The 26,180-nt window shown below is 39.9% G+C and carries 16 protein-coding genes; 8 read left to right on the top strand and 8 right to left on the bottom strand.

The genetic code is table 11. The features are described 5' to 3' along the window. Positions 1–71 precede the first annotated feature (71 nt). Positions 72–1,262, bottom strand: a complete 1,191-nt coding sequence (locus tag ACE1EF_RS13020; protein ID WP_375721111.1) for a porin family protein — start codon at positions 1,260–1,262, stop codon at positions 72–74. 203 nt (positions 1,263–1,465) lie between these two features. Between ACE1EF_RS13020 and ACE1EF_RS13015 the strand changes: the two genes are divergently transcribed. Together ACE1EF_RS13015 and ACE1EF_RS13010 are read left to right on the top strand one after the other, a co-directional pair. Then, the gene (locus ACE1EF_RS13015; RefSeq protein WP_375721110.1) at positions 1,466–2,257 is read left to right on the top strand and encodes an ABC transporter ATP-binding protein; all 792 of its coding nucleotides are present in this window, start codon (positions 1,466–1,468) and stop codon (positions 2,255–2,257) included. 1 nt (position 2,258) lies between these two features. Continuing rightward, positions 2,259–3,914 carry a hypothetical protein gene (locus tag ACE1EF_RS13010; protein ID WP_375721109.1) on the top strand — a complete coding sequence of 552 codons (1,656 nt, stop codon included), beginning with the start codon at positions 2,259–2,261 and terminating at the stop codon, positions 3,912–3,914. Positions 3,915–3,930: 16 nt separating this feature from the next. On the opposite strand, the gene ACE1EF_RS13005 is transcribed toward ACE1EF_RS13010, so the two are convergent. The 7 genes from ACE1EF_RS13005 to ACE1EF_RS12975 all read right to left on the bottom strand — a co-directional run bounded on the left by ACE1EF_RS13005 (position 3,931) and on the right by ACE1EF_RS12975 (position 14,836). Beyond that, a complete protein-coding gene (locus ACE1EF_RS13005) occupies positions 3,931–5,451 on the bottom strand; it encodes a TolC family protein (RefSeq protein ID WP_375721108.1) in 1,521 nt (506 codons plus the stop codon). A 139-nt stretch (positions 5,452–5,590) separates the two neighbouring features. Beyond that, positions 5,591–6,406 carry a 1-acyl-sn-glycerol-3-phosphate acyltransferase gene (locus ACE1EF_RS13000; protein ID WP_375721107.1) on the bottom strand — a complete coding sequence of 272 codons (816 nt, stop codon included), beginning with the start codon at positions 6,404–6,406 and terminating at the stop codon, positions 5,591–5,593. 124 nt (positions 6,407–6,530) lie between these two features. Continuing rightward, the gene (locus ACE1EF_RS12995) at positions 6,531–6,887 is read right to left on the bottom strand and encodes a DUF8058 family membrane protein (RefSeq protein WP_375721106.1); all 357 of its coding nucleotides are present in this window, start codon (positions 6,885–6,887) and stop codon (positions 6,531–6,533) included. Between the two features lie 494 nt (positions 6,888–7,381). Then, entirely contained in the window at positions 7,382–9,532 is a 2,151-nt protein-coding gene (gene scpA / locus ACE1EF_RS12990; protein WP_375721105.1) for a methylmalonyl-CoA mutase, read from the bottom strand. A 98-nt stretch (positions 9,533–9,630) separates the two neighbouring features. Then, positions 9,631–11,499 carry a methylmalonyl-CoA mutase small subunit gene (gene mutA / locus ACE1EF_RS12985; protein ID WP_375721104.1) on the bottom strand — a complete coding sequence of 623 codons (1,869 nt, stop codon included), beginning with the start codon at positions 11,497–11,499 and terminating at the stop codon, positions 9,631–9,633. Positions 11,500–11,674: 175 nt separating this feature from the next. After that, positions 11,675–13,768, bottom strand: a complete 2,094-nt coding sequence (gene dpp5, locus ACE1EF_RS12980; protein ID WP_375721103.1) for a dipeptidyl-peptidase Dpp5 — start codon at positions 13,766–13,768, stop codon at positions 11,675–11,677. Between the two features lie 189 nt (positions 13,769–13,957). After that, positions 13,958–14,836: a helix-turn-helix domain-containing protein gene (locus tag ACE1EF_RS12975; protein WP_375721102.1), complete on the bottom strand. Its 879-nt coding sequence runs from the start codon at positions 14,834–14,836 to the stop codon at positions 13,958–13,960. 256 nt (positions 14,837–15,092) lie between these two features. Between ACE1EF_RS12975 and ACE1EF_RS12970 the strand changes: the two genes are divergently transcribed. From ACE1EF_RS12970 to ACE1EF_RS12945, 6 genes are all read left to right on the top strand, one after another. Continuing rightward, positions 15,093–16,220 (top strand): L-rhamnose/proton symporter RhaT, encoded by a 1,128-nt coding sequence (locus ACE1EF_RS12970; RefSeq protein ID WP_375721101.1) that lies wholly within the window; start codon positions 15,093–15,095, stop codon positions 16,218–16,220. After that, the gene (gene rhaM, locus ACE1EF_RS12965; RefSeq protein ID WP_375721100.1) at positions 16,220–16,534 is read left to right on the top strand and encodes an L-rhamnose mutarotase; all 315 of its coding nucleotides are present in this window, start codon (positions 16,220–16,222) and stop codon (positions 16,532–16,534) included. Before ACE1EF_RS12970 ends, rhaM begins: the two co-directional genes overlap by 1 nt. Positions 16,535–16,541: 7 nt before the next feature. Beyond that, positions 16,542–17,810, top strand: a complete 1,269-nt coding sequence (locus tag ACE1EF_RS12960) for an L-rhamnose isomerase (protein ID WP_375721099.1) — start codon at positions 16,542–16,544, stop codon at positions 17,808–17,810. A 56-nt stretch (positions 17,811–17,866) separates the two neighbouring features. Continuing rightward, complete coding sequence (locus tag ACE1EF_RS12955) at positions 17,867–19,231, top strand: FGGY-family carbohydrate kinase (protein WP_375721098.1); 1,365 nt, start codon at positions 17,867–17,869, stop codon at positions 19,229–19,231. Positions 19,232–19,383: 152 nt separating this feature from the next. Beyond that, on the top strand, positions 19,384–20,679 hold the full coding sequence (locus ACE1EF_RS12950; RefSeq protein WP_375721097.1) for a class II aldolase/adducin family protein: 1,296 nt from the start codon (positions 19,384–19,386) through the stop codon (positions 20,677–20,679). 149 nt (positions 20,680–20,828) lie between these two features. Continuing rightward, positions 20,829–26,168 carry a PAS domain S-box protein gene (locus ACE1EF_RS12945; RefSeq protein WP_375721096.1) on the top strand — a complete coding sequence of 1,780 codons (5,340 nt, stop codon included), beginning with the start codon at positions 20,829–20,831 and terminating at the stop codon, positions 26,166–26,168. The last annotated feature ends 12 nt before the right edge of the window (positions 26,169–26,180 follow it).

Genomic DNA, 26,180 nt, shown 5'->3' with positions numbered 1-26,180 from the left:
TGAGTATTTTTTTGTAGCTGAAGATAATTTTGTGTTTTCGGTGAATTTCTTAAAATGGAAGTGAAAAAGTACTAATTTGTATATACAATTAATAATAGTGAAACAGAATTTGTTTTACCAATCAGATATGCATTCTTTACCATATTCGACATTCTGTTAAACCGTAATTGAAGACTTGCTGAAAATCCATCGAATGAATATTCATAACCTGCGGATGCCCAGTACCCGAATTGTGTTTCATCAATTTTTACCTGTAAAGGTTCAACTGCAGGATAAACATTTCCATTTTCCCAGTATCGCATAGCAGAGTGGGCAGAAGTGCTGTTGAGCTGAATATCATAATTAAAGCCTCCCTGTATAAACACAAAATTTCTATTGACCGGGTAACTGTATTTCATTGATAAAGGTAATGTAAGGACGTTCATTTTAAAATCTGTCCTGTGTTGCTCTTCATAATAATTGTAACTTATATTTTTCCCCGAAGTAAATCTGGAAGGTGTGTAAAAAAGTTCAGCCTGAAAAGCTATATTATCATTCAGACGTGGAGAGTTGACGTGAAATACCAATCCGAAAGTCGGATCATAATAAATGGTTTCTTCTTCAAGAAAATCAAAACTTCCGTAATTAAAGAAACGAATGGTACTCTGCTTAATACCGGTTGTAGCTCCCCAGGTTATTCTGGCCCATTTTTTACCTGCGCTATACTCAACATACGATTTATCTGTGTTCTTATTATATTTAACAACAATCCAGGTCAGATCTTTTGAATCATAATTAAGATCATCTATGTAATAATCTAATCTTTTTGGACTATCACTGGTCAAAGCTCTTAAGATACCCTTCCATCGGTTATCTTCCCTGTTATAAGATATCCCGTCAATATCTACCAGTTCGTCTTTTTTTTCCAGCATGATGCCCTCCTGGTCTCTTTTTTTAACGTAAAATGTGCCGTCATTTTTATACAGACTTAAAGGTCCGGTTACCAGTACTTCTGAAAATGTACTATCTACTATACCGGATATATAAAAGTTTCCTTCTTTAAAGCCGTATCCCAATAAGTTATCCGGTTTAAAGTTCTTCACTCCGGCATCGGTTTTAAAACTGCAGGATTCATATTTTTCACTCGTGATGTTGTATTTAACTTTTCCCCAAATGGTGTCCCGGTTAAGTTTAATTATATACCCGTCACGGAAGTCAAACTGTGCCCAACAATTAGTAAAGACAATAATGAATGATAAAAACAGATAATATTTCTTTTTCATGGTTTAAAAATAAAGATCAAAACTAATGAATTATTTAGTATCTACGGCATTTGCATAATAATCTTTTGATTCAGTATTAAACATGGAATAATTCCAGTGATGCATCTGAATGTTCTGTTGGCAGGGGTTGTATTTAATGAATTAATTATTGATTTATCTGCAATTTTAATACTTTTACAATCAATCTCTTTAAAGCATTTTAAATGAACAGCGATCGCATTATTACTATCCGTAATTTATATAAAACATACGGCAAGGGAGAGTCTGCCAATGAAGTACTGAAAGGCATAAATCTGGATATATCAAAAGGACAGATTATTGGTTATATCGGGCCGAACGGGGCAGGTAAAAGTACAACAGTCAAGATACTCTGCGGCATGATTTCGGATTTTAAAGGTGATATTGAGGTTTTAGGGCATAAACTGAAAAAAGACGATATGGAGATAAAAAAGCATATCGGATACGTACCTGAAAACGGAGCACTTTACGAAATGCTCACCCCTAAGGAGTACCTGTCGCTTATCGGGACATTGTATAGCATGAAGCCTGAAGTGACTGAAGATCGTATTCAGCATTTTTTAAAATACTTCGGCCTTGAGAAAAATATTGATCAGCGCATGGATACCTTTTCAAAAGGGATGAAACAAAAGATTCTGATTACCGCAGGTGTATTGAATAATCCGGATATTCTGTTTCTCGATGAACCATTAAACGGACTAGATGCCAATTCGGTTATACAGGTTAAAGAACTGTTGACTTCCATGGCAGAACAGGGAAAGACCATATTTTACAGTTCCCACTTAATGGATGTGGTTGAAAAAATATCAAATCGTATCATCCTGATCAACAACGGGAATGTGGTGGCAGATGGAACATTTGAAGAACTGAAAGCCGATGAAGCTATTTCTCTGGAACAGTTATTTGCCAAACTGACGGGGAATGGCATGTCAACAACGGATACAGCCGAATTACTGAACTCTCTTAAAGGCGAATAGAATGGTTGAACTACTGATGAAGTTAATCCGCTTAATGCGACCTTTTGTCCGCATGCTTGGAGCTGATGTTACTCAGTTTGAAGCCATCATGCATGCCAAACTGAACGTTGATTTTCGCAAACAACCCAGCTCACTGAATACTTCACAAAAACGAAAAATGACATTTGGGAAGCAACTTCTGTTTTACGGATTGTTCGGTATTTTCACGGGAATGATATTTATACAGACGAAGGATGTAATATTTGGATTTACCATTTACTATTCCATCCTGATTGTAATGTTGACGACCATTCTTTTAACCGAATTCTCCAGTGTTATCTTTGATGAAGACGAGAACGATATCTATTTGCCCAGACCTGTAAGTTCAAGGACCCTGTTGCTGACGAGGCTGGCTCATGTGCAAACCTATATGGGGCTTATTGGCGGTGCAATGTCTGTTCCCGGATTAATTATTATTATCCTTACGCAGGGCGGTCTGATGGTACTTGGGATGATTATATCCGTTGTGATTGCATCATGGATGGCATTGCTTTTTTGTATGCTGTTATTTCAGGTCCTGTCGAAATTTATATCAGGAGAACGGTTTAAAGATACACTCAATTACCTGCAGATTGGAATTGCCATTTTAATTATGGGTGGATATCAGCTGTTGCCGCGGATGTTTGAAGTTATCTCTCCGGATCAGGCTATCATGTCCGATAGTTGGTGGACCTACCTGGTGCCTACAATATGGCTGGCAGGTTTCACCCGCTTATTTGCTACATTCACATCAATGTACGATTTGATAATGGCGGGCATAACCATACTGTTTACCGTGTTGGGTTCTGTACTGGTTGTTCGGTTTATGTCGACAGGGTTCAGTACCCTTTTGAATACGGATGATAAAAGTGAGAAAAAGAAAAAACCGGACACGGATAGAATCAGGCCGGGAGTAAAATACAGATTAAGAAATGCAGCACGGAACATCCTCTGTGTAACTGAAATGGAAAAGGCTGGTTGGCAAATGACTATGTCGGTAACCAAAAGAGACCGGAAATTTAAGCAGTCTGTTTATCCTGCATTTGGTTATATTCTGATCATGTCCATTGTTTTTCTGAAGCCTGATTTTAAAGATTTTTTCGGTTCTCTTCAGAATCTTGGCGGAACATCCCGTTATCTGATATTTATATTTATGGGCTTTTTCGGTGTGAGCACGATTTATCAGTTGCCCTATACCGATCATGCAGGTGCCGGTTGGATTTATCAGGCATTACCCGCGTCGGACAAAAAACATCTACAAACCGGCGCAATAAAAGCCATGCTCTATAAATTTTATATCCCTGTTTATCTCATGTTCTTCATTATCGTTTCCCTGATCTGGCCGGTTAACGTGCTCATTTATCTTTTGCTTGGCGCTGTGGGCACAGCCCTTTATGCCGTGCTGGGCGAAATATTTATGAAGAACCCGTTACCGTTTACACAAGCCAGGGATATGCAGCGTAAAGGGGGTATGACTTTACGAATGATGGTTTATATGGGATTGATGGGAGCAATGATCGGTATTATATACCTATTATCCATGGTTAATATTGCATTTACTATACTGGCTACAATATTAATGTCTGCAGGGTTGATAATGAGCTTCAGATCACTTCGAAAAAAGCCGGTCGAATTTTAGGAATTCAGAAGGATTACTACAGGTTTTCCATGTGATCCAGAATTTCATATTCCAGTCTGTTTAAAAGAAGGTTGTAATTCATTATCGCTGTATTGTAGTTCAACCGGGCTTCTTCCCAAAGCATAAAGTCATATGCTAAATGGTAGCTGTCCGCTTTATTATTATAAAACTTCTGAATATCGTCTTCAATATTCTGTTGAGTTGATGTTTTTGTCCCTTCCAGAATTTTTAAGTTTTCCAGAGTATATTCTATCTGTGCTACCAGGGTATAAATGTTACTTTGGATAAGTTGTTCCTGTTCTTCCACGTTGATTTTATCAAGTCTGATTTTTTCCTCAGCTATTATTCTGGCATTTTTTATCCGTTTTGCTTCGTATACCGGCAGGCTGATACTTAATCCTATGGTCAAATCATTAAGAGTCTCTGTCTTACGTTTGGATCGATCCCATGCATCAGACATTAAATCCAGATATGACAGATCTGCTGAACCTGAAACAGCAGCACCGGGATTGAAATTAACGGAAAGATCGGCCCGTGGCAGGGACTGTGACTTCGTCTCTTTATATGAAATCTCATCAAGTTTGATGTCTATATTATATTTTTTTAATTGCAGATGGCGTTCAGTAGCAATGTCTACCAGCTCGTCCATGTTTAATATATATTCCTTTATATCCGTATTACCGGTAACAATAATACTATCCCGTGCCGGCAATGCAAGTTGTTCTTTTAAGTTATTGGCTTTACCGGCGTAATCATGAAATAAATCATTGAGAGCCGTTTCTGTCCTTTCAATCTCAATTTTTAGCTTCAGTAATTCAGAACTATTTTCAGCATTTTTCTCTGAGGCTTTATTATAAGCCATTTTTTTAGTGGATAATAGTTTCTTCTGTACCGCAATCCCCTGGAGAATATGTTGTAATTCGATATATATGTTACCAATCTGATATTGGTTTAGAAATTTAGCCTGTCTGTAGGATAATTCAGATTTTTCGAAGCTTAGTTCTGTATTTTCCTGGAAGTGTTTGTAACTGTTATAAGCATAAAATGTGCTAAGGGGTTGGACCAGGTTTAAGGAAGGTCTGAAAGAAAGTGTTTTATTTGATTGACTGATAATGGATTGATTGTCAAGATTTGTTGCATAATAATCTGTTCTTTCTAATATGAATCCTGGAGAGAAGTCAATATATCCTCCTGTAGCAAGTGGCTGGTGAACCCTGAGATAAGTTGAGGTTGAAAAGTTACGGTTTGACGTATGAAGATTATTACCATTACTGTCTGAAATATCTGTTTGGGGATTATACCATTTACTGAAAGAAGGATCAACAGAGAAGCCTATATTTGTTTTTAGTCTGCTTAATTGAATAAGGTATTGATATTTCGCAATATCATATGCTGATTTACTTTTACGCATCTGGAAATTCTGTTCGGCGGCAAGTTCCACACATTCATCAAGGGATAAACGATGAATAGTTTGGCCTTCAAGGCACAATAGACTAAGCATAAAAGGAAAAATGAATAACAGGATACTTTTCTTCATAACAGGTAACTTGAAAGTTGTTAATATTTTACAATACGTTGATAACAGGTAATACTACAAACGTATTGCTGCTAAAAGTATAAAAAATAAAGAATATAACCGTTTTAATGGGGAAAAATTAAATGCAGAAGCAATACCATTAAATGGAGGATTTCAGACTGTAGGTTTTATCTTTCAGCCACTGGGCCCATTCAATCTGGCTTTTGGATTTATCAAATGTTGCATAGGGAATCATATGACCGATATGCACACTTATGGTTCTGCCCTTTTTATTGAAGAATTCGTTAGGCAACAGCATGAGTTCAATATTTAGTTTGATTCCGAAAAATTTACGGACTCTGTAGATAGCATAAAATAAGCGGGAGTTTTTGCCATCGAAGAATAGAGGAACAATATTGCGCTGGCAGCTGACAGATTTGGTTATCATACTCTTGTGCCAGGAATCATCCATCACTTTACCATTTACAACTCTGGAGACTATACCGGCAGGAAAATGGGTAATGGGCAGCTCAGAATGATACACTTTATCCAGTTCTTTAAAATATTCACGGCCGTTAGTGCCAAATACGTTAATGGCCGCAATAATTGGGCGTAAGGGAGGAATAAGCAAAAATACATTGTTGCCGATTGATCTGAACTCTCCGTATTTTCCTGATACAATGTAGGTCAGAATCAGCCCGTCAGCTACGCCAAACGGATGATTGGCCACAAAGAAGCATTTGCTTTTATCCGGTAGGTTTTCCAGACCTTTCACATCAATCTTAATCTGCATTTCCTTAAGCATGGCATCCAGAAAGTCGTAGGTTTTTAAATGGCCGAACCTGTTCAGAAGGTCGTTCATTTCATTTTGCCTTATTATTTTGGTGATAAGGGTAATGATAAAACCAGGAAGACGTTTCAGAAAAGCAGACTCACTGTTCCTGATCTCTTTCCTGATATCAATATATTGTTCCATGCAGCAAATGGATGTGTAAAACCTGTATTTTGTTTCCGCTATTAAAAAGTTCAAATATAGACTAATTTTTAATATTCCTGTGGATACAATGCAGGACTTAAAAATATGTAACTGAGAATTCCATTTATATTGATTTTTTAATGGAAATAAAAAGCGTTACAGTTGATAAACTCAGAATAGTTAAAAACATGACATTAATATGCAAGTCTCCACGTTCCCCGTAATACCCGGCGGCATTGATTACTGAATATAATACCATTCCATGGCCAAGAATACTGATTTCTTTTGAATGCCTCATACTTTTTAAGAGCATGATACCACCTATTACACATAACAAGGCCATTGTAAATTCGGAAGCCAGATGAAATGTAATTTCGGTATTCCCTTCAGTCGTACCGTCAGTACTAAGAATCATAGTCCACATGGCGATAATTGAAACTCCCAGAAATACAGAATAAATACCAATTATTTTCTTAATCATGGTTATAAATTTATTATGTCATCAGTCTGAATTCAGATTGACTAATAAAGTTATGAAATTTAGAGAAACTTGGTTAGGAATGTTATAGGCATACATTAAATGATTCTGTTGGCATTATGCTACGGTCATATGTCAGGATGTTAATAATCAGGAAAATAGAAGTGAATATTTGCATCGAAAAGAATCTGTAGCAAGGTGTCTTGCAGATGTAAAAGGTATTTATCCTGCTTACTTTTCTTCCGCATTTTGTACCTGTTTAAATATTGATTTTCAGGAAAGGGATTATGTGCAACTTTGTTTTAATTATATTCATTACAATCCTGTGGAGTCCGGTTTAGTTGATAAACCTGAAGATTGGGCTTTTTCTTCGTACGGGAATTATATGGGTATTCAGGTTGAAAGATGGTTAATAAAAAAGTAGTGAATACATTTGGCTTGGAATGGTAATCAAATATGAGTGGGAGCGCGACAGAAAGTCGCACTCCCACTAAAAATTATTCTTCTTCATCCAGAAGTATTTCCATGATCTGACATGCTGCTTTGGCCACAGAAGTTCCCGGGCCAAAAATCGCTGCAACGCCTGCATTGTAAAGATAGTCGTAATCCTGTGCCGGAATAACACCACCTGCAATAACGATGATATCCTCACGGCCCAGTTTCTTCAGTTCTTCAATTACCGAAGGAACCAGGGTTTTATGACCTGCTGCAAGTGAAGATACACCTAAAACATGGACATCGTTTTCAACTGCCTGTTTAGCCGATTCTGCAGGTGTCTGGAACAAAGGTCCCATATCCACATCAAATCCGCAGTCTGCATAACCGGTGGCTACAACCTTAGCACCACGGTCGTGTCCGTCCTGACCCATTTTTGCAATCATAATACGGGGCTGACGACCTTCTTTCTCTGCAAATTTCTCAACCAGCTCCTTCGCCTGTTGAAAGGTTGAATCATTCTTTGTTTCTGATGAATACACGCCTGAAATAGTTCTGATTACTGCTTTGTAACGTCCCACAATTTTTTCGCAGGCGTACGATATTTCACCCAGAGTAGCTCTTAACCGTGCTGCTTCAACAGCCAGTTCAAGCAGGTTGCCTTTACCGGTTTCCACGCATTTTGTGATAGCCGCAAGTGCAGCTTCCACAGCTGCATTGTCCCTGGTGGCTTTCACTCTGTTGATGCGTTCTATCTGCGTCAGGCGGACTGCCGTGTTGTCAATTTCCAGGATGTCTATCGGGTCTTCCTTTTCCAGACGATATTTGTTGGTTCCCACAATGGTTTGTGCACCGCTGTCAATTTTAGCCTGTGTACGCGCCGCAGCCTCTTCAATACGCATCTTGGGGATGCCGGTTTCTATGGCTTTGGCCATACCACCCAGTTCTTCAACTTCCTGAATCAGAGCCCATGCTTTATCCGCCAGTTCCCTGGTTAAGGATTCCACATAATAAGAACCTGCCCAGGGATCAACTGCTTTACATATATTGGTCTCTTCCTGAATATAGATCTGTGTATTTCGGGCTATACGTGCTGAAAAGTCTGTTGGCAGAGCGATGGCCTCATCCAGTGCATTGGTGTGCAACGACTGGGTATGGCCCAGGGCTGCACCCATGGCTTCAATTACGGTACGGCCAACATTATTGAATGGATCCTGTTCTGTCAGCGACCATCCCGATGTCTGTGAATGGGTACGCAGGGCCATGGATTTTGGATTCTTAGGCTCAAACTGTTTCACAATTTTAGCCCAGAGCATACGTGCAGCTCGCATTTTAGCGATCTCCATAAAATGGTTCATCCCTATAGCCCAGAAGAAAGAAAGACGTGGCGCAAAGGCATCTACATTTAATCCGGCTTTGATACCCGTACGAATATAGTCCAGACCGTCAGCCAGTGTATAAGCCATTTCAATATCCGCAGTTGCACCGGCCTCCTGCATGTGATATCCTGAAATAGAGATAGAGTTGAACTTTGGCATTTTCTGCGAAGTGAACTCAAAAATATCAGCAATGATCTTCATCGAGAATTCCGGCGGATAGATATAGGTGTTCCTTACCATGAATTCCTTCAGTATATCGTTCTGAATTGTTCCGGAGAGCTGTTCAAGGCTTGCACCCTGTTCCAGACCCGCAACAATATAAAATGCCAGAACAGGTAATACTGCACCGTTCATGGTCATTGAAACGGACATTTTATCCAGTGGTATCTCATCAAAGAGAATTTTCATATCTTCCACGGAGTCAATCGCCACACCTGCTTTCCCAACGTCACCGACCACTCGTTCATGATCGGAGTCATACCCACGATGTGTAGCCAGATCGAAGGCTACTGAAAGCCCTTTCTGACCGGCCGCCAGGTTACGACGGTAAAACGCATTAGATTCTTCGGCTGTTGAAAATCCGGCATATTGCCTGACTGTCCATGGACGCATAGCATACATGCCTGAATAGGGTCCGCGTAGAAATGGAGGAAGACCTGCTGCATAATTCAGGTGTTCCATTCCTTCGAGATCCTCCTTGGTATAGACAGGTTTTACCGGGATTTGTTCCGGCGTTAGCCAATCTTTTTTTATTCCGTTTGCCTCCAGCCATTCCGCAGTTACTGCTTTGGCCTTAACTGTTTTTATATCTGTTTGTTTGAAATCTGGTCTCATGATCTACTTTTTAGTATCAGGTATCAGGACACGAGTATCAGGATTTTTAAATTCTATAGAAAAATTCCTAATTCTTAATTCCTAATTCCTAATCGAATTTAAATTCCTAACAGTTTGTTGTAATTACAAAGCTCATCAAGTACATTGGAACGCATATGAATAAAGTTCTCAATGCCCTTGGCTTTTAATTCGTCCATGCATGCAGGTGCACCGGCCACCACAAAGATGACATCGTCTTTCAGGCCTTCGAATGCCAGAGGTGCAAATTCTGCATATTCATCATCAGAACTACAGATTACAACAATATCAGCGTTAATGTCCAGCGCAGCTTTTATGCCGTCATCCACTGATTTATAACCCAGATTGTCAATTATTTCATACCCGGCACATGCAAAGAAGTTACCGGAAAACTGTCCGCGTGCCTGACGCATGGCAAGGTTACCAAGTTTCAGCATAAACACTTTCGGGCGTTTCGCTGCGCTTTCAGTTGCAAGTCTGAGGGCTTCAAATTCCTCTGAACCTCTGCCGAAGTCGAGTGTTTCAACCAGCTTGTCATCAGCATTACAGCAACAGGATGAGCCGTTTTTAACTTCTATTTTTTTTGCCGCACTTTCGTTGAAGTTCGGATACTGGTTAGTCCCCAGTAAAACATCGCGACGCTGGGCCAGAAATTTATGGCGGTCATCAGCGGCTTCTTTCACGGCTTTCTGAATCGATCCAGCCTTTACAGCTACCAGGTAACCCCCTTGATCCTCGACATCCAGGAATAGTTTCCATGATTCTTTCGCTAGACTGTCTGTCAGGTTTTCTATATAATATGAACCGGCAGAAGCATCCACGATTTTCTCAAAATGAGATTCTTCCTTCAGCAGCAACTGCTGATTGCGAGCAATTCGTTCTGAGAATTTATCGGACGGTTTGTATGGTTTGTCAAACGGCAATACGGTCATGGAATGTACTCCGGCTATTGAAGCTGACATCGCTTCAGTCTGAGTTCTCAGCATATTTACATGAGCATCGTAAAGGGTCATGTTCCATTTTGAAGTTTCCGCATGTACAATCATTTTACAATTGGCTTCAGCAGCTCCATACTGTTTAGCAATCTGAGCCCATAAATAGCGGGCTGCACGGAATTTGGCAATCTCCATAAAATAATTGGATCCAATGCCAAAATTAAACCGGATGTTTGATGCGACTGAGTCAGCACTTAAACCGGCGTCTGTAAGTTTGGCAAGATACTCACTGCCAATACCAAGTCCGTAACCCAGTTCCTGTGTAATGTATGATCCTGCATTGCTTAAATGTTTTGCATTTACCGTGATCACCCTGAAGTCGGGTAAATCCGATGTGGCATCGATAAGCGCTTTTACATAGCCGGCATCAATATCATCATCATTTCCGCACAATTTACCGCTGCAGAGCAAACGCCCATACGGGTCATAATTAATTGATCCGGATACCGAGGAGGAATTGAAATCAGATGATTTTACATAAGATGCAAAAAGTTCAGCGATGTTTTTATAACCACCTTCAGGAGAACTGAAGTTAACTTCTGCTGCTTCAAGATCAATGTCATTAAGCAACAATGAAAGATTTTTTTCTGTAATAAGGCTTTTGTTGTCAAAGCAAAAACCAATAGAATCAACTCCTTTCATTAAAACTTCCAACGCTTTGGCATTGGCTTCTTTTACATCTTTTACACTGATATCCTGACGGACATACCAGCTGTTATTCTGTGCTTTAACGCCACGTACAAATGGAAATTCGCCGGGTAGGACATCCAGATGTTGTAAATTATCCAGATCTTCATCCCGGTAAAAGGGGCGCGCCACAACATTTTCTTTTGAGCGCCACACCAGTTTTTTATCAAAATCGGCACCTTTGAGGTCGGCCACAATTTTGTCCATCCACTCCTGCGTGGATACGGGCGGAAAGTCACTAAACAACTTTGTTTTATTATCAGCCATAATTATAAGTTATTTAATATATTTCCTTGTTTAGCGGGTGCAAAATTAATGCTTTTTTGAAGAGAGTATCATTAATTAAAGATTTTTTTCTGTAATTAAGGATAAATCTAAAGAAGACAACTTATTACCCTGCACAGCCGGCATAATATGATATTGTAAATTGGCTTAAGAGGTTTTATTTAAGCCATTTGTCCAGCCAGTTAAAGAATGTGCGTTGCCACAAAATGCCATTTTGAGGGGATAGTACCCAATGGTTCTCATCGGGGAAATACAGCAACTCTGCAGGTATTCCCTTGATTTTTGCAGCAGAGAAAGCCATAAAACCCTGGCTTTCAGGTACACGGAAGTCTTTTCCTCCCTGAATAACCAGAATTGGAGTATCCCAGTTATCCACGAAGTTATGGGGTGAGAATCTGTAAGAACGTTGTGCCCTGTAATTGTTCTTTTCCCAGAACGGGCCGCCTATATCAAAATTCGGAAACCACAGTTCTTCTGTTTCCAGGTACATTGATTCGAAATTGAACATGCCGTCATGATCAATAAAAGCTTTGAACCTGCCATCGTGATGACCAGCCAGATAAAGCACGGAATAACCACCATAGCTTGCGCCAACAGCCCCGAGTTTGTCACTATCCACATACTTTTCTTTGGCTACCGCATCAATTGCAGACAGATAGTCTTTTATATTCTGACCTCCATAATCACCGGAGATCTGTTCATTCCACTGCTTGCCGAAACCGGGTAATCCTCTCCGGTTCGGAGCAACAATGATATAGTCGTTTGCAGCCATTATCTGAAAATTCCAGCGGTAACTCCAGAACTGACTGACGGTTCCCTGCGGACCACCCTGGCAGTAAAGCAGTGTAGGATACTTTTTATTGGGATCAAACTTCGGTGGATAGATCACCCAGACAAGCATGTCCTTATTGTCGGTTGTTTTGATCCATCGTTCCTCCACTTTACCCATGGTCAGCTGATCCATGATCGGCTTGTTGATGTTTGAAAAGTTTTTGGCTTTACCGGTCTCCTTATTAACCAGGTAAATATCAACAGGATGAGAGATCGACATTCGGGTCGCCACGAGATTATTTTCTGCCACGTGAATGGAAGTGTAATCGTAATCACCCCTGGTAAGTTGCATTGTATCCTTATTTAACAGATCGAATCTGTAAATATGATCCCTGGCATGCCAGTCAGAAATAAAATAAATTCCTTCATCATTTGCATCCCAGGTCAGGGACGAAACATTCAGATCATCGTTATCATATATGAAATCTGTTTCAGCAACAAAGTCATGAATCACCAGGCGGTTAACATCAGCTTCGTATCCATCACGTTCCATGCTTTCCCAGGCAATCATATTTCCACTGCCCGAAAAAACCGGGTTTTTGTCGTAACCTTTATTCGGTTCACTCAGGTTTGTTGTAGTACCGGAAGCAAGATCATATAAATAGATATCTGAATTGGTAGACGTTGCATATTCAATACCTTTCTTTTTTCTTGCCGTGTAGGCCAGTTTTTTTCCGTCAGGACTCCAGCTGAGTTGTTCCATGCCACCAAAAGGGCGCATTGGTGATTCCCACGGTTCATCTTTCATGATATCCTTACCTTCTCCTATCAGACTTTTATCGCTGAAATTGTATTCGGTAATAAAAATATGTGAGAATTCTCCGTTTACCCACTCGTCCCAGTGCCTGTACATCAGATCGTCAATCAGTCTGGCATTGGCTTTATCCAGATCAGGATAGAGGTCGTGTACATTGGGTTCTGTTTTTACCTTTTTTGCAAAAGCAATATGTTTCTGATCAGGTGCATAAATAAAACCGTCAACATTTCCGGGGATATCTGTAATAATGCGTTCATTATTACCGTCAGGATCCATCTCCCATATTTGTGCGCGTCCGCTTTTACCGGAAATAAATCCAATCTTTTTGCCGTCAGGTCTCCAGATGACATTGCTCTCTTTTACATCGTTGGTAAATGTTAGCTGTCTGGTGTCGCCTATTGCGATATCTTTCACGTAAATATCGCTGAAGCTTTTATTTTGTTCAACACTGTACCATGAAACAGTATAAAGAACCTTTGTTTTATCCGGTGAGACAGATACATTGCCGACACGCCCGAATGCCCACAGGGTTTCAGGAGTTAATCTGCCGTCGGGCACTTTAAAATCAAGATTGTTGTATGAGCCGTGAGCTCCTTCTTTACTTTCATTACTGCCACATGATACCATAAATGCTGCAATTAATAAGAATAATACGTTTTTCATAATTCGTGTGTTTACGCTAGCCAAAGTACAAAAATATTCTTTTCAGACGCAAGATACAAGACTTAAAACCCGCGCCCCGGGACTTCTGCTGTCATCTGTGATCCCGATTGTGCACAGACCTGAGAAAAATGGAGTTGTAATATATTCAGTTAAATACCTTGATATTTGTGTTCAGATACCTGTTGCCGGTTAAAGTTTTTTTCTTAAATCCGTTGGTGGAACCCCCATTTTTTTCTTAAAGATACGGGTAAAATAAAAGATTGACTGAAAACCCAGGCCAAGAGCAATTTCCTTTACACTCATATCGGTTGAAACCAAAAGATCTTTAGCCCGTTGCAATCGTAACATCAGATGGTACTGAACCGGTGAGATTCCGGTAAATTTTTTAAACATTCTTCTGAAGTAAGAGTAGCCGATATTCAGTTCTGCTGCCAGCTGTTCCACATCAATATTTTTGTCCAGGTTATCCCGGAAATAAAGTCTGGCTTTTCTGATCTTTCGTTCAATATCCTTCCCTTCAAAATCTTTATTCTTTACACAGGAAATAATGCTCCCCAGAAGTTGAATTAATATCCCGGATGCAACCTGTTGATAGCCTGCTTTTTCATCGCGGACCACATCAAAAATGTTGTAAAACGATTTCAATATCTGATCCTGAAAACCGATATGGACGACCGGTTTGGAGTCGTGGAAGAAACCGTTCGCAAAGATATGATCAGCATATTCGCCCTGAAAACCAACGTAATGTTCTTTCCAGCCTGTATCTTTCGACGGACGGTAACGATGCCATTCACCGGGTCTGATTACAATAATGGTTCCCGGTATAACCGGAAAGGTGCCATGACGTGTTTCTATTATTCCCGATCCTTCGGTGATGTAATTTATCTGGTATTCATCCATTACCCTGCCACGTTCCCAGGTAAAGAAATACCCGGAAGGATGGCCGGTTGGCGGATATACAATACCTGGATTAATCATGGCAAAACCGGTTACATTAATATGTACTCCCCAGTTTCTGTCTTCATCGCTAATGGTCAGATATTTATAATATTCATTTACATCCGTCATGGACCAAATTTTTTTCGTCAGTAAAACTATAAATTAAAAATCAAAAATGTAAACAAAAACACCTGCTGGTCAAGTGTAAAAGTATTTAATTATCAACATAACAGCGTAATATGCATAATAAAAAATATAAAAAAATGTTTAATGAGGATCAAAAAGTGCAAAACTAAAGCCATTATATTCATTGTCTGCTTTTATTTTTCATTCTAATTTTGAAAATTGTAAAATCTCATAACACAACTAATACTTATCAATAACTATGAATGCTTTATTGGGTATTATTTTTCACTCACTGGGGGGCGCATCTTCCGGGAGTTGGTACATGCCTTTTAACTGGGTTAAAAAGTGGCGCTGGGAAATCTACTGGATTACAGGCGGACTGTTCTCCTGGTTGATTATGCCGTTTCTGGCTGTTGTTTTAACTGTTCCTCACTGGCAGGATGTGCTGATGTCTGCTGAATGGAGCGTGCTTCGTAATACCTATATTATGGGTCTGTTATGGGGTGTTGGCGGTCTAACTTATGGTCTGGCCATTCGATATCTGGGTATGTCGCTCGGAAATTCTGTTTTGCTGGGTATTACATCTGTGGTTGGGTCTCTGGGATTACCTATATTAAGAAATGTACCCGGACTCGCGGAAATTTTACCTTCAGGACTGGCATTCACAGACCTTTTTAACAGTGGTGGTGGTAGAATTGTACTGCTGGGTATTTTAATTCTGCTTGTTGGTATCATTCTTAGTGGAAGAGCCGGGATCATGAAAGATAAAGATCTGGGCAGTTCAAAAGAAGGGGTAAATCGTGAATTTAAGCTGGGAAAAGGGCTTATGATTGCTATTGTATCCGGTGTTTTAAGTGCATTTTTCAGCTTTGGTATCGACACCGGAAAACAGATGGGAGAGGCCGTTAGAGAACTTGCAGTTCAGGCTAATTATCCGTTTCTTTCTGAGGCCGACGGTGGCTTAAAATATCTTTTTGAAAACAATATTATTTTCTTCGTAATTCTCTGGGGTGGTCTGACAACCAATCTGCTCTGGTCGGTTGCGTTGATTATTAAGAATAAAACCGGAGGTGATTTTGTCGATAAAAAGGCACCACTTACAAGCAATTATCTGCTTTGCGCCCTTGCCGGTACAACCTGGTTCCTGCAGTTCTTTTTCTATGGAATGGGTGAAACCAAGATTGGTAACGGAGCAAGCTCATGGACACTGCATATGGCAACCATAATTCTTACGGCCAACATGTGGGGATTTTATCGTAAGGAATGGAAGGGCGTAACCAATAAAACAAGTAACACCATACTGTTTGGTATTGGGGCCATTCTGTTGTCTATTATTGTAATCGGAGTAGCCAAGTGGCTGTATCCGGAATTAAACGCATTGGGATAATGAAACGTGTAGCATTTAAAATGTTCCTGAAGCCCGGTAACGTTGAGGAGTATAAACGCCGTCATGATGAGTTGTGGCCGGAGTTGGAAAAGCTGCTTAAGGATGCCGGAATTTCAGAGTACTCTATTTTTCTGGACGAAGAAACACTTACACTTTTTGCGTATCAGTTGCTCAGCGGCGACAGTAACTCACAGGATTTGGGTTTAAATCCGATAGTGAAAAAATGGTGGGATTATAATAAGGACCTCATGGAGGTTAATGAAGATAATTCACCGGTTTCAGTGCCGCTTCGTGAAGTTTTTTATTTAAAGTAATAATATTATGAAAAAAGCCAAACAAATTGATGAAGCTTATCAAATAGCAAAGGAGAAATATGCCGAAATTGGCGTCGATACCGAGCAGGTATTAAAAGATATGGACAAGTTAGCTATAAGTCTCCACTGCTGGCAAACCGACGATGTAGGTGGTTTTGAAACTCCTGATGCAACATTGTCTGGTGGTGGTATCCAAACTACAGGTAACTATCCTGGTAAAGCAAAATCGGTTGCTGATGTTCGTCAGGACCTTGAAAAGGTAATGTCATTACTTCCAGGGATACAGCGTGTAAATCTACATGCAATTTATGGTGAGTTTCAGGGCGAAGTTGTTGACCGTGATCAGATTGAATTAAAGCACTTTCAAGGCTGGATCGACTGGTGTAAAGAGCAAGGAATTGGAATGGATTTTAACGGAACTTTCTTTGCGCATCCCAAAGCTGCTGAAGGATTTACCCTATCCAGTAAAAATGAAGAAATCCGTCAGTTTTGGGTTGAACACCTAAAACGTTGCCGTGCAATTTCGGCAGAAGCCGGAAAGCAATTGGGAACTCCTTGTGTTCATAATACCTGGGTGCCGGACGGATCAAAAGATACACCGATTGACAGAAACGGATATCGTACGTTGCTACAAAAGTCATTGGATGAAGGTATGGCTACAAAATATCCGAAAGAACACATGAAAGATGCCGTGGAAAGTAAAACTTTTGGTATCGGCCTTGAATCAATGACTGTTGGTTCTAATGAGTTCTATGTTGGCTATGCTGTAAAGAATAACATTTTGATGTGTATTGATAATGGTCACTATCATCCAACAGAAATTGCAGGTGACAAAATTTCGGCTGTTCTTCAGTATGTTGACGAATTGTTGCTTCATGTAACCCGTCCTGTGCGTTGGGATTCTGACCACGTTGTAACACTTAATGAAGAGATTCAGTTAATTGCATCAGAAATTGTGCGTAATGGTTTTATGAGTCGTGTAAATGTAGGTCTCGATTTCTTCGATGCATCGATCAACCGTATTGGTGCTTATGTAACCGGAACACGTGCTGCACAAAAAGCATTCTTAATTGCCATGTTGGAACCTACAAAAGATTTGGTGGCGCTAGAAGAAGCAGGCAAAAACTTCGAACGTCTGGCTATGTTGGAAGAATTAAAAACTATGCCTTTCGCTGCTGTTTGGGATTTTTATTGTCTGAAGGAAGGTGTTCCAACCGGAATGGATTATATTGGTGAAATACAGAAATACGAAAAAGAAGTTTTAAGTAAACGATAATAAAAAAATCCCCTGGTTTACCGGGGGATTTTACATTTAAATAACTGCAGATAAGTATGGAGGTAATTGTTGTATTTGATATCGGAAAAACCAATAAGAAAGTTTTGCTTTTTGATAAAACCCTGAAACTGGTTTTTCAACAGGAACAGAAATTCAGCACCATAAGCGATGAAGATGGGTTTGAATGCGATGATATTGATAAAATTGAATCCTGGATTAAAGACACATTAACCGACCTTAACACAAAATACGTAGTAAAAGCAGTCAATTTTTCAACGTACGGGGCTACACTCATGTACCTTGATAAAAGTGGAAAACACCTGACGCCGGCGTATAACTATCTGAAGCCCATGCCTGAAGGCATTGTGGGACCCTTGTACAAAGCTCATGGCGGAGTTGCGGAGTTCAGCAGAAAAACAGCTTCACCGGCACTTGATATGCTGAATTCCGGACTGCAGGCTTTATGGCTCAAAAAAACAAAACCGGAGGTATTTGAAAAGGTGGCTCACATCCTGCATTTTCCACAGTATCTGTGTCATCTGCTTACCAACGGGGTTTATTCTGAGTTTACCTCAATAGGATGTCATACTGCACTTTGGGATTACGACAATATGAAATATCACCGGTGGTGCAGCGATGAAGGATTGAAATTACCGGAGCCTGTCGCTAACGAAACGCTTGTAGATACCGAACTGAATGGCACATCATTTAAGTGTGGTATTGGTATTCACGACAGTTCTGCCTCTTTGGCACCTTATATTCTGGCTTCGGAAGAAAAGTTTGTTCTTATCTCAACCGGTACCTGGTGTATCAACATGAACCCATATAATTTTGAACCACTGACCATGGTACAGCTGGAACACGACTGCCTGAGTTTCATGAGCATCAACAGACAGCCGGTTAAATCGTCCCGTTTGTTTATGGGGCATATTCACGATGTAAATACTGAGCGGTTAAATGCATATTTTGAAGTTGATCCGGACCGCTACAAAACCGTGTCATGTACGCATGAAATTCTGGATCACCTTGAACATAAATATGGACATAAAAGGCATTTCTTTAGCAATGGAGTACCCGGCAATTATGTAGATGAGACCGCGGATCTGAGTGTATTTGCAGATTTTGAAGAGGCATATCACAAATTAATGCTTGATCTGACTGATGTGGAATGTGAATCTTTGAATCTCATTATGACAGATGACGTTAAAAGCATTTACATCTCTGGAGGATTTGCCCGGAATGAAATCTATGTCAGACAGATGGCAACAGCCTATCCTGATAAAACAGTTTACACATCCGAAATAGATAATGCATCAGCACTTGGTGCTGCTCTTGTTGTGTGGAGTGCAATATCTGATAAACTGCCCGGATTGGATCTGGGGCTGAGAAAATGGAAAGGGTTTGCGATAACCACCCGGTAAACAGCACAGGAAACGTAAACCAGTTTTGAGTTTATAAGGCAGGTAGACTTTCGAAAACTTACTTAAATTTGTAATCGCAATTTATACGTTTGGCAATCGGTGCTGCAGCGTATTTTAATCAGATTCATACAACCAATTAAATTTTGTATAATATGGAAGCACTTGAAACCCGGTTCATGCATCCCAGAGATCAGATTATCCTGGTGATCAGTCGTATTTATAACCGTGGTATGACAACTACATCAGGCGGAAACATATCCATTATGGATGATAACGGAGATATGTGGGTTACCCCTTCTGCTATTGATAAAGGATCATTGCGCCCCTCAGATATCATTTGTGTGAAAAAAGATGGCGAAATCATTGGTAAACATAAGCCATCTTCAGAATATCCGTTTCATAAGGCCATTTATGAAATCAGACAGGACATAAAATCCGTTGTGCATGCACATCCTCCCGGATTGGTTTCATTCAGTATTGTCCGGCAGATTCCGAATACCAATGTTATTCCACAGGCCAAGCATGTGTGTGGACCTATCGGTTTTGCACCTTATGCCCTGCCGGGTAGTGAAGCGTTGGGAGACAGCATCGCAGATGTATTTGCCAAAGGGCATAACTCTGTAATTATGGAAAACCATGGTGTTGTGGTTGGCGGTACTAATCTTGTTGATGCGTTTGAACGGTTCGAAGCCATGGAGTTTTGTTCCAGAACATTGATCAATGCAACGTCCATCGGTGAGCCAAGATATCTCACGGATAAAGATATAGAGGCATTTGATTCACAAATCCCGGTACTTTTGCCTGAACTGGATCACGTCAGTTATCCATCGGATGAACGCTTTGTTCGTGATGAAATTGTACGAATTGTAAGGCGTGCCTGTAAGCAGGGTTTGATGATCAGTACATATGGAACCGTTTCAGTCCGGTGGAAAACCAATGATTTTTTAATTACACCAACCAATGTTAACCGTTGGGATATTGAACGCAAAGATATTGTTCAGATAAAAGACGGGAAGCGGGAACCTGGCAAGATACCAAGCAGGTCCGTCTGGCTGCACCAGGAGATATATAAACGCAATCCAAATATTAATTCCATCATTCTTACGCAGTCACCATATCTGATGGCATTCGGTGTAACAGGGAATAAGTTTGATGTCCGTACCATACCGGAAAGCTGGATATTTTTACAGGATGTTCCGAGTGTGCCGTTCGGTTCACATTTTAAGGGGAATGAAACCATTTTGAACCTGATATCCGGTAAAACGCCTGCAGTCATTATTGAAAATGATTCCGTACTGGTGACAGGAGATAAGCTATTGAATACTTTTGACCGGCTTGAGGTTGCTGAGTTCAGCGCCAAGTCGCTTACACTGGGCGCCCCACTTGGTAAAATGCATCCGATTAATGATGACCAGGTGGAAGATCTGCGCAAGAAATTTTTAAGTTAATGCATGTTTACTAAAATATTTAAAAAAGTCAGCTTAATGCTGGCTTTTTTTATTTGAAATTATTTTTATTTATATAATTAATATTAGATTAATTTTGAATTAACATTACGAAAACTTACTTTTGCTTAGGGTTACATTAAGGGTGAAGCATGAATTTTACTGAAGATAAAACTGAAGACAGTGTATTGCTGGATGCTATACCTGCCGGTATTATATGCCTGAATTACAAAGAGCAATTGATCCTTCTCAATGATAAAGCATACAGAATTCTTAACATAAAAGATCAGGAAGCCATTAAAGGAGATCTCTTTTTTGAAGGATGGAATTTTATTGAGCCAGATTTAACTCCTGTTACCGAAAATGATTTCCCCCATAAAAAAGCAATAAGAACAGGATTGGCAATTGAGGATGCCATTATTGGTTTGCAACATAAGAAAAACGGAAGCATTACCTGGGTTAACTTTTCAGCTACACCGAAACCAAATGGGTCAGATAAAAATGATAGCAGACTGGTAATTGTTATCAAGGATATTTCGAAGAGGGTAAATGAGATGCGCAGTTTGCATGAAAAGGAGAACATTTATAAGGCGCTTGTTGATAACATGCAATCGGGTTTAATGATTGTCCGGGATAAGCGGATTATTTATGTCAACCAGGTAGCATTGGATATTTCGGGCTATGAGGATCAGGATATTCTGGGTAAACGTTTTCTTGAATTTGTGCATCCATCCGAACGAAACCGTATAAGGGGAATGTACCTTAAACGGCTGGCCGGAATTTCAATCCCTGACCGATACAGAAGTAAAGCCCTGAAAAAGGGAGGAGGTTTCATCAATGTGGATGTAGCCGTTTCTTTAATCAATCATGAAGGGCAGGCGGCACAGATGGTTGTCATGAATGATATTGATGATGAGGTTCAGGCACGTTCCAGACTTGAAGCCAGTGAGATTAAGTATCAGACTATTGTGGATTCCATTGATCAGGGGATTATTACAGTGGATTTGAGAGGAAGGATAATCTATGTAAACAGCATATTTTCGGAGATTACAGGCATATGTTCCAAAGAGGTTGTTGATAAAAATGTGATCCAGGTTTTCAGGAAATTTGCCGATGGTACGCTTTTAGTGCAATTAACCAAAATGTTCAGGCATCTGTTTTCGGGAAATAATTTATCAGCAAATGCCGTTAAATGGAGAGATAAATATTTTGAGATATCAGGTAAGTACGAATCTGATCTTAAGCAGATTTTTGTCTTTTTACACGATATAACGGATCTAAAACAAAGTACCATCCAACTTTCCGGTTTGTCACGAAGGTTGAGCGATGTTGTTAAGAGTGCGGATGTTGGCACATGGGAACTGCATTTACAGGAGAACAAATTGGTTATAAATGAAAAATCAGCGGGCTTTATCGGATATTCCCTGGAAGAAATAAAGGATGATGCCATCAATGTGTGGTATGAACATATCTTTCATGAGGATTTGGAAATTGTGAATAGTGCCTTAAATGAACACATTCGTCATGAATCCGATAATTATTCTGTTGAATTCAGAATGAAATGCAAAACAGGTTGCCTGGTATGGATACATTCAACCGGCAAGGTATCTTCCTATTCAGAGGATGGGAAACCGCTTGTTATTTCAGGCATTCATCAGGACATCAGCAGACGCAAAAAGTCTGAGAAAATCATTAAAGAGTCAGAACGACAACTGTCTACATTAATGAATAACCTTCCCGGTCTGGTTTACCGTTGTCTGAATGACAACAACTGGACAATGTTGTTTCTGAGTGCCGGATGTAAGGACCTGACCGGCTATATGCCGGAAGAATTATTGAAAAGCAGGCTGATATCTTACGGTCAGTTAATACATTCTGAAGACAGAGCACGTGTTAATGAGTCTGTAAAAAAAGCCCTTGAAAATAATTTACCATTCGAAATTGAATACAGAATTCTCTCTCGTCAGGGAAAAGTGAAATATGTATGGGAAAGAGGAGCGGGTGTATACAGAGATCAGAAGCTGATTTACATCGAAGGTTTTGTTACAGATATCACCGAAAGACAACAAAGTAAGGAGGAACTTGAACACAGTGAGAAACGGTTTAAACAAATTGCTGAACAAAGTCAGACAGTGATCTGGGAGGTTGATGAAGTTGGTTTATATACCTTTGTCAGTCCACTTTCTTTGAATGCATGGGGCTATAAACCTGAGGAACTGGTCGGTAAAAAGCATTTTTACGACATTCATCCAGAAGAAGGGAAAGAAGCATTTAAGAATGCTGCTCTTACCGTTTTTGAGAAACATGAAAAATTTCATGATCTGCATAATGCTATTGTCAAAAAAGACGGATCTGTAATCTGGGTCACTACAAACGGCTCACCTGTATATGATATATATGGTAGATTCATTGGTTACAGAGGCTCTGATAAGGATGTTACTGATCTGGTTAATTTTGAGAAAGACCTGAAGATCAGTGAACAGAAATACCGATCAATATTCGAAAACATTCAGGATGCATATTATGAAGCATCGGCAGATGGTAAAATTCTGGAAATCAGTCCGTCAATTGAACATCTTTCAGGTGGACAGTATAAACGCGAGGAGTTGATTGGAAAATCTATTCTGGATATGTACGCAGATCCGGCACAACGTGAAAAATTGTACCAGAAGTTTAAAGACTCGGACCGGATTTCTGATTTTGAAATCCTGCTTAAAAATAAGGATGGATCTGAAATACCTGTAGCGATTACCTCGCGGATGATGTTTAGTGAAAAGGGTGAGACAGAAAAAATTATTGGTATTATCAGAAATATTGAGGATAGGAAAAAATCGGAACAGGAGTTAAAGGAAAGCGAAGAACGTTATAAGTCAATTTTCAGGGATAATAAATCCGTAATGTTACTGATCGATCCGGAAACCGGTGCAATCAGTGATGCCAATAATGCGGCCTGCGAGTTTTACGGATGGACTTATGCTGAGCTTACAGGCAAGTATATTTTTGATTTGAATATGTTGCCCAAAGAGAAAGCACTGGAAGAATTATCATATTCTCAGAATAATAGCAAAATACAGTTCTTTTATCAGCATAAGTTAAAGAATAACAATATTAAACACGTTGAAGTGTTTTCCAGTCCGATTCACTTTGGTGCAAAAGTGTATTTGTATGCTATTGTTCATGATATCTCCGAAAGGCGTAAAGCTGAAAAAGCTTTACTTAAAAGCGAAGCAAACCTGAAATTTGCCCAGCAGATTGCAAAAATGGGAAGTTGGGAGCACGACTTTATAAAAAACAGGAATACCTGGTCTGATAACTTTTATGAACTATCCGGATATACCAGGGAGCTTTTCGAGCCATCTTTCGACAATTTCATTAAGTTAGTACATGAGGAAGACAGGCATTTGTTTGAGGAAAACCTCGCAAATCTGGAAAAGGAAAAATCCCAGATTTCATTTGACTACAGGTTAAAAGTTGCAGATGGCTCATATCATTGGATGCAAAATGATATTGTGCCCGAGTTTAAAGACGGTAGACTGTCAAAACTTATAGGCACAAATATTGATATTACAGACAAGAAAGAGGCTGCAAAACAGTTGGCAGATTCCGAGCGTTTCTATAAGGTGCTTTTCGAGAATTCAGGTACAGCACTTACGGTTATTGATATTAAAGGTAATATGATACTTGCCAATACGAAAGCAGTTGAGATAACAAACGGAACGCGGAAAAACATTGAAGGCGCAAATGTAACTGAATTCCTGGAGAAAGAACAGGCCGAACGACTGATTAAAGAAACGGCTGAATTTATAAGAACAGGTGAAAGCAGGGTTCAGGAGCAAACGTTTAACCTGCATACAGGCATACGTACATTTATTGTTATCGACACCGTACTTAAGGATGAAAATGGAAAGGGTTATGCGCTTCTCAGCTCCTCCCTGGATATAACGGATAAAAAAGAATACCAGGAAAAAATCCGTTTGATGAGTGCGGCTGTTGAGCAGAGTCCAAATGGTATTATGATTAGCAACACCAGGGCAGAAGTTGAATATGCCAATACAGCATTTACGGAATCAATGGGATACACAGCTGATGAGATCAGGGGAAAAACAGCGGAATTCCTTTTGAGTATGAAGGGAGAACAGAGAGAAGCTTTTTTTGCTGAACTTTATAATACCCTGAATATTGGGAAGAGCTGGAGAGGTGAGGTTCTTGATGTAAGCAAAAGTGGTAAAAAAATGTGGTTCAATAACATCGTATCACCGGTTTACAACGAGGATGGTGTAATGACACATTATGTGTTCACACGTGAAGATGTAACAGAAAAGAAAAAAATGTGGGAGGATCTGGTTGTTGCCAAGGAAAAAGCAGAAGAGAGCAACAAACTAAAATCAACATTCCTTGCCACCATGAGCCATGAACTACGGACGCCATTGAACCATGTCATTGGTTTCAGTGAGCTGATTCAGGATATTTCGGACGATGAGGAAATTGTAGAATTTGCCCGGACCATAAACTCAAGCGGAAACGGATTACTGGAAATTATTGAAGACATTTTTAACCTGGCACTATATGAACAGAGTGAGCTCCGCCTGCGGATAGAGAGCTACAAATTAATGAATATTTATATTGAACTCAAGGATCAGTTAAAGGAAATTCTTAATGCTTCAGGAAAGGAATCGAATATTGAACTGCATTTCAGTCCCGAATCAGGATTATTGGGTTCATATGTCGACTGCGATAAGAATAAGGTTAAACAGGTCATTGTCAACCTGTTTAAGAATGCCGTTAAATTTACAGAGGAAGGATTCATTGAATTTGGGTTTTATCAAACGGATACAAATAGCCTGGCATTTTATGTAAAGGATACCGGCGTTGGTATACCTGCGGATAAAATCAGTATGATTTTTGACTTTTTCAGACAGGCAGATGAAACGCATAGTCGTAATTTTGGTGGGGTAGGTATTGGTCTTGCCATATCCCGTAAAATCGCAGATGCAATGAAGGGATCTATTACAGTGGAATCGATTTATGGTGAAGGTGCAGTGTTTACATTTACTTTTCCTGCTAAACTTGAGAGCGCAGTAAACGGTGCTGGTAAAAACGGTAATAAACCGGAACTGGATTTAAGCGGCTTTAAAATTTTACTGGTGGAGGATGATCCCGCAAGCATGCAGCTGGCTTCCCGTCTAATTTCAGAAACCACGGCTACTGTATTTACGGCCGAAAACGGTAAAATGGCCGTTGATATTGCAGATTCCGTTGAGGATCTGGATCTGGTACTGATGGATCTTAAAATGCCGGTGATGGATGGTTTTGAGGCAACAGAAAAAATCTGTGCCAAACATCCTGATCTGCAGGTAATCGCATTAACATCCTATAATTTTGATGCGGACAGGCAAAAAGCGATCGGTGCCGGATGCAGGGATATTATTACAAAGCCTGTAAATAAAAAGCTTATTCAGCAAAAACTGAAAGAATATCTTTTTAAAATATAGGTATACAGTAGT

It is taken from the genome of Quyinboa sediminis (assembly GCF_042219855.1).
GTDB lineage: Bacteria > Bacteroidota > Bacteroidia > Bacteroidales > UBA5342 > JBHJHP01.
Note: the sequence above shows the minus strand (reverse complement) of the source record. Positions and strands in the feature narration are given on the sequence as shown.

What these genes read in the sequence shown, in the direction of transcription:
- ACE1EF_RS12955 (WP_375721098.1), top strand. Translation starts at nt 17,867, where the DNA reads ATGGAGGTAATTGTTGTATTTGATATCGGAAAAACCAATAAGAAAGTT.
- scpA (WP_375721105.1), bottom strand. Translation starts at nt 9,532, where the DNA reads ATGAGACCAGATTTCAAACAAACAGATATAAAAACAGTTAAGGCCAAA.
- ACE1EF_RS13015 (WP_375721110.1), top strand. Translation starts at nt 1,466, where the DNA reads ATGAACAGCGATCGCATTATTACTATCCGTAATTTATATAAAACATAC.
- ACE1EF_RS12995 (WP_375721106.1), bottom strand. Translation starts at nt 6,887, where the DNA reads ATGATTAAGAAAATAATTGGTATTTATTCTGTATTTCTGGGAGTTTCA.
- ACE1EF_RS12950 (WP_375721097.1), top strand. Translation starts at nt 19,384, where the DNA reads ATGGAAGCACTTGAAACCCGGTTCATGCATCCCAGAGATCAGATTATC.
- ACE1EF_RS12945 (WP_375721096.1), top strand. Translation starts at nt 20,829, where the DNA reads ATGAATTTTACTGAAGATAAAACTGAAGACAGTGTATTGCTGGATGCT.
- ACE1EF_RS12975 (WP_375721102.1), bottom strand. Translation starts at nt 14,836, where the DNA reads ATGACGGATGTAAATGAATATTATAAATATCTGACCATTAGCGATGAA.
- ACE1EF_RS13005 (WP_375721108.1), bottom strand. Translation starts at nt 5,451, where the DNA reads ATGAAGAAAAGTATCCTGTTATTCATTTTTCCTTTTATGCTTAGTCTA.
- dpp5 (WP_375721103.1), bottom strand. Translation starts at nt 13,768, where the DNA reads ATGAAAAACGTATTATTCTTATTAATTGCAGCATTTATGGTATCATGT.
- mutA (WP_375721104.1), bottom strand. Translation starts at nt 11,499, where the DNA reads ATGGCTGATAATAAAACAAAGTTGTTTAGTGACTTTCCGCCCGTATCC.
- ACE1EF_RS13020 (WP_375721111.1), bottom strand. Translation starts at nt 1,262, where the DNA reads ATGAAAAAGAAATATTATCTGTTTTTATCATTCATTATTGTCTTTACT.
- rhaM (WP_375721100.1), top strand. Translation starts at nt 16,220, where the DNA reads ATGAAACGTGTAGCATTTAAAATGTTCCTGAAGCCCGGTAACGTTGAG.
- ACE1EF_RS13010 (WP_375721109.1), top strand. Translation starts at nt 2,259, where the DNA reads ATGGTTGAACTACTGATGAAGTTAATCCGCTTAATGCGACCTTTTGTC.
- ACE1EF_RS12960 (WP_375721099.1), top strand. Translation starts at nt 16,542, where the DNA reads ATGAAAAAAGCCAAACAAATTGATGAAGCTTATCAAATAGCAAAGGAG.
- ACE1EF_RS13000 (WP_375721107.1), bottom strand. Translation starts at nt 6,406, where the DNA reads ATGGAACAATATATTGATATCAGGAAAGAGATCAGGAACAGTGAGTCT.
- ACE1EF_RS12970 (WP_375721101.1), top strand. Translation starts at nt 15,093, where the DNA reads ATGAATGCTTTATTGGGTATTATTTTTCACTCACTGGGGGGCGCATCT.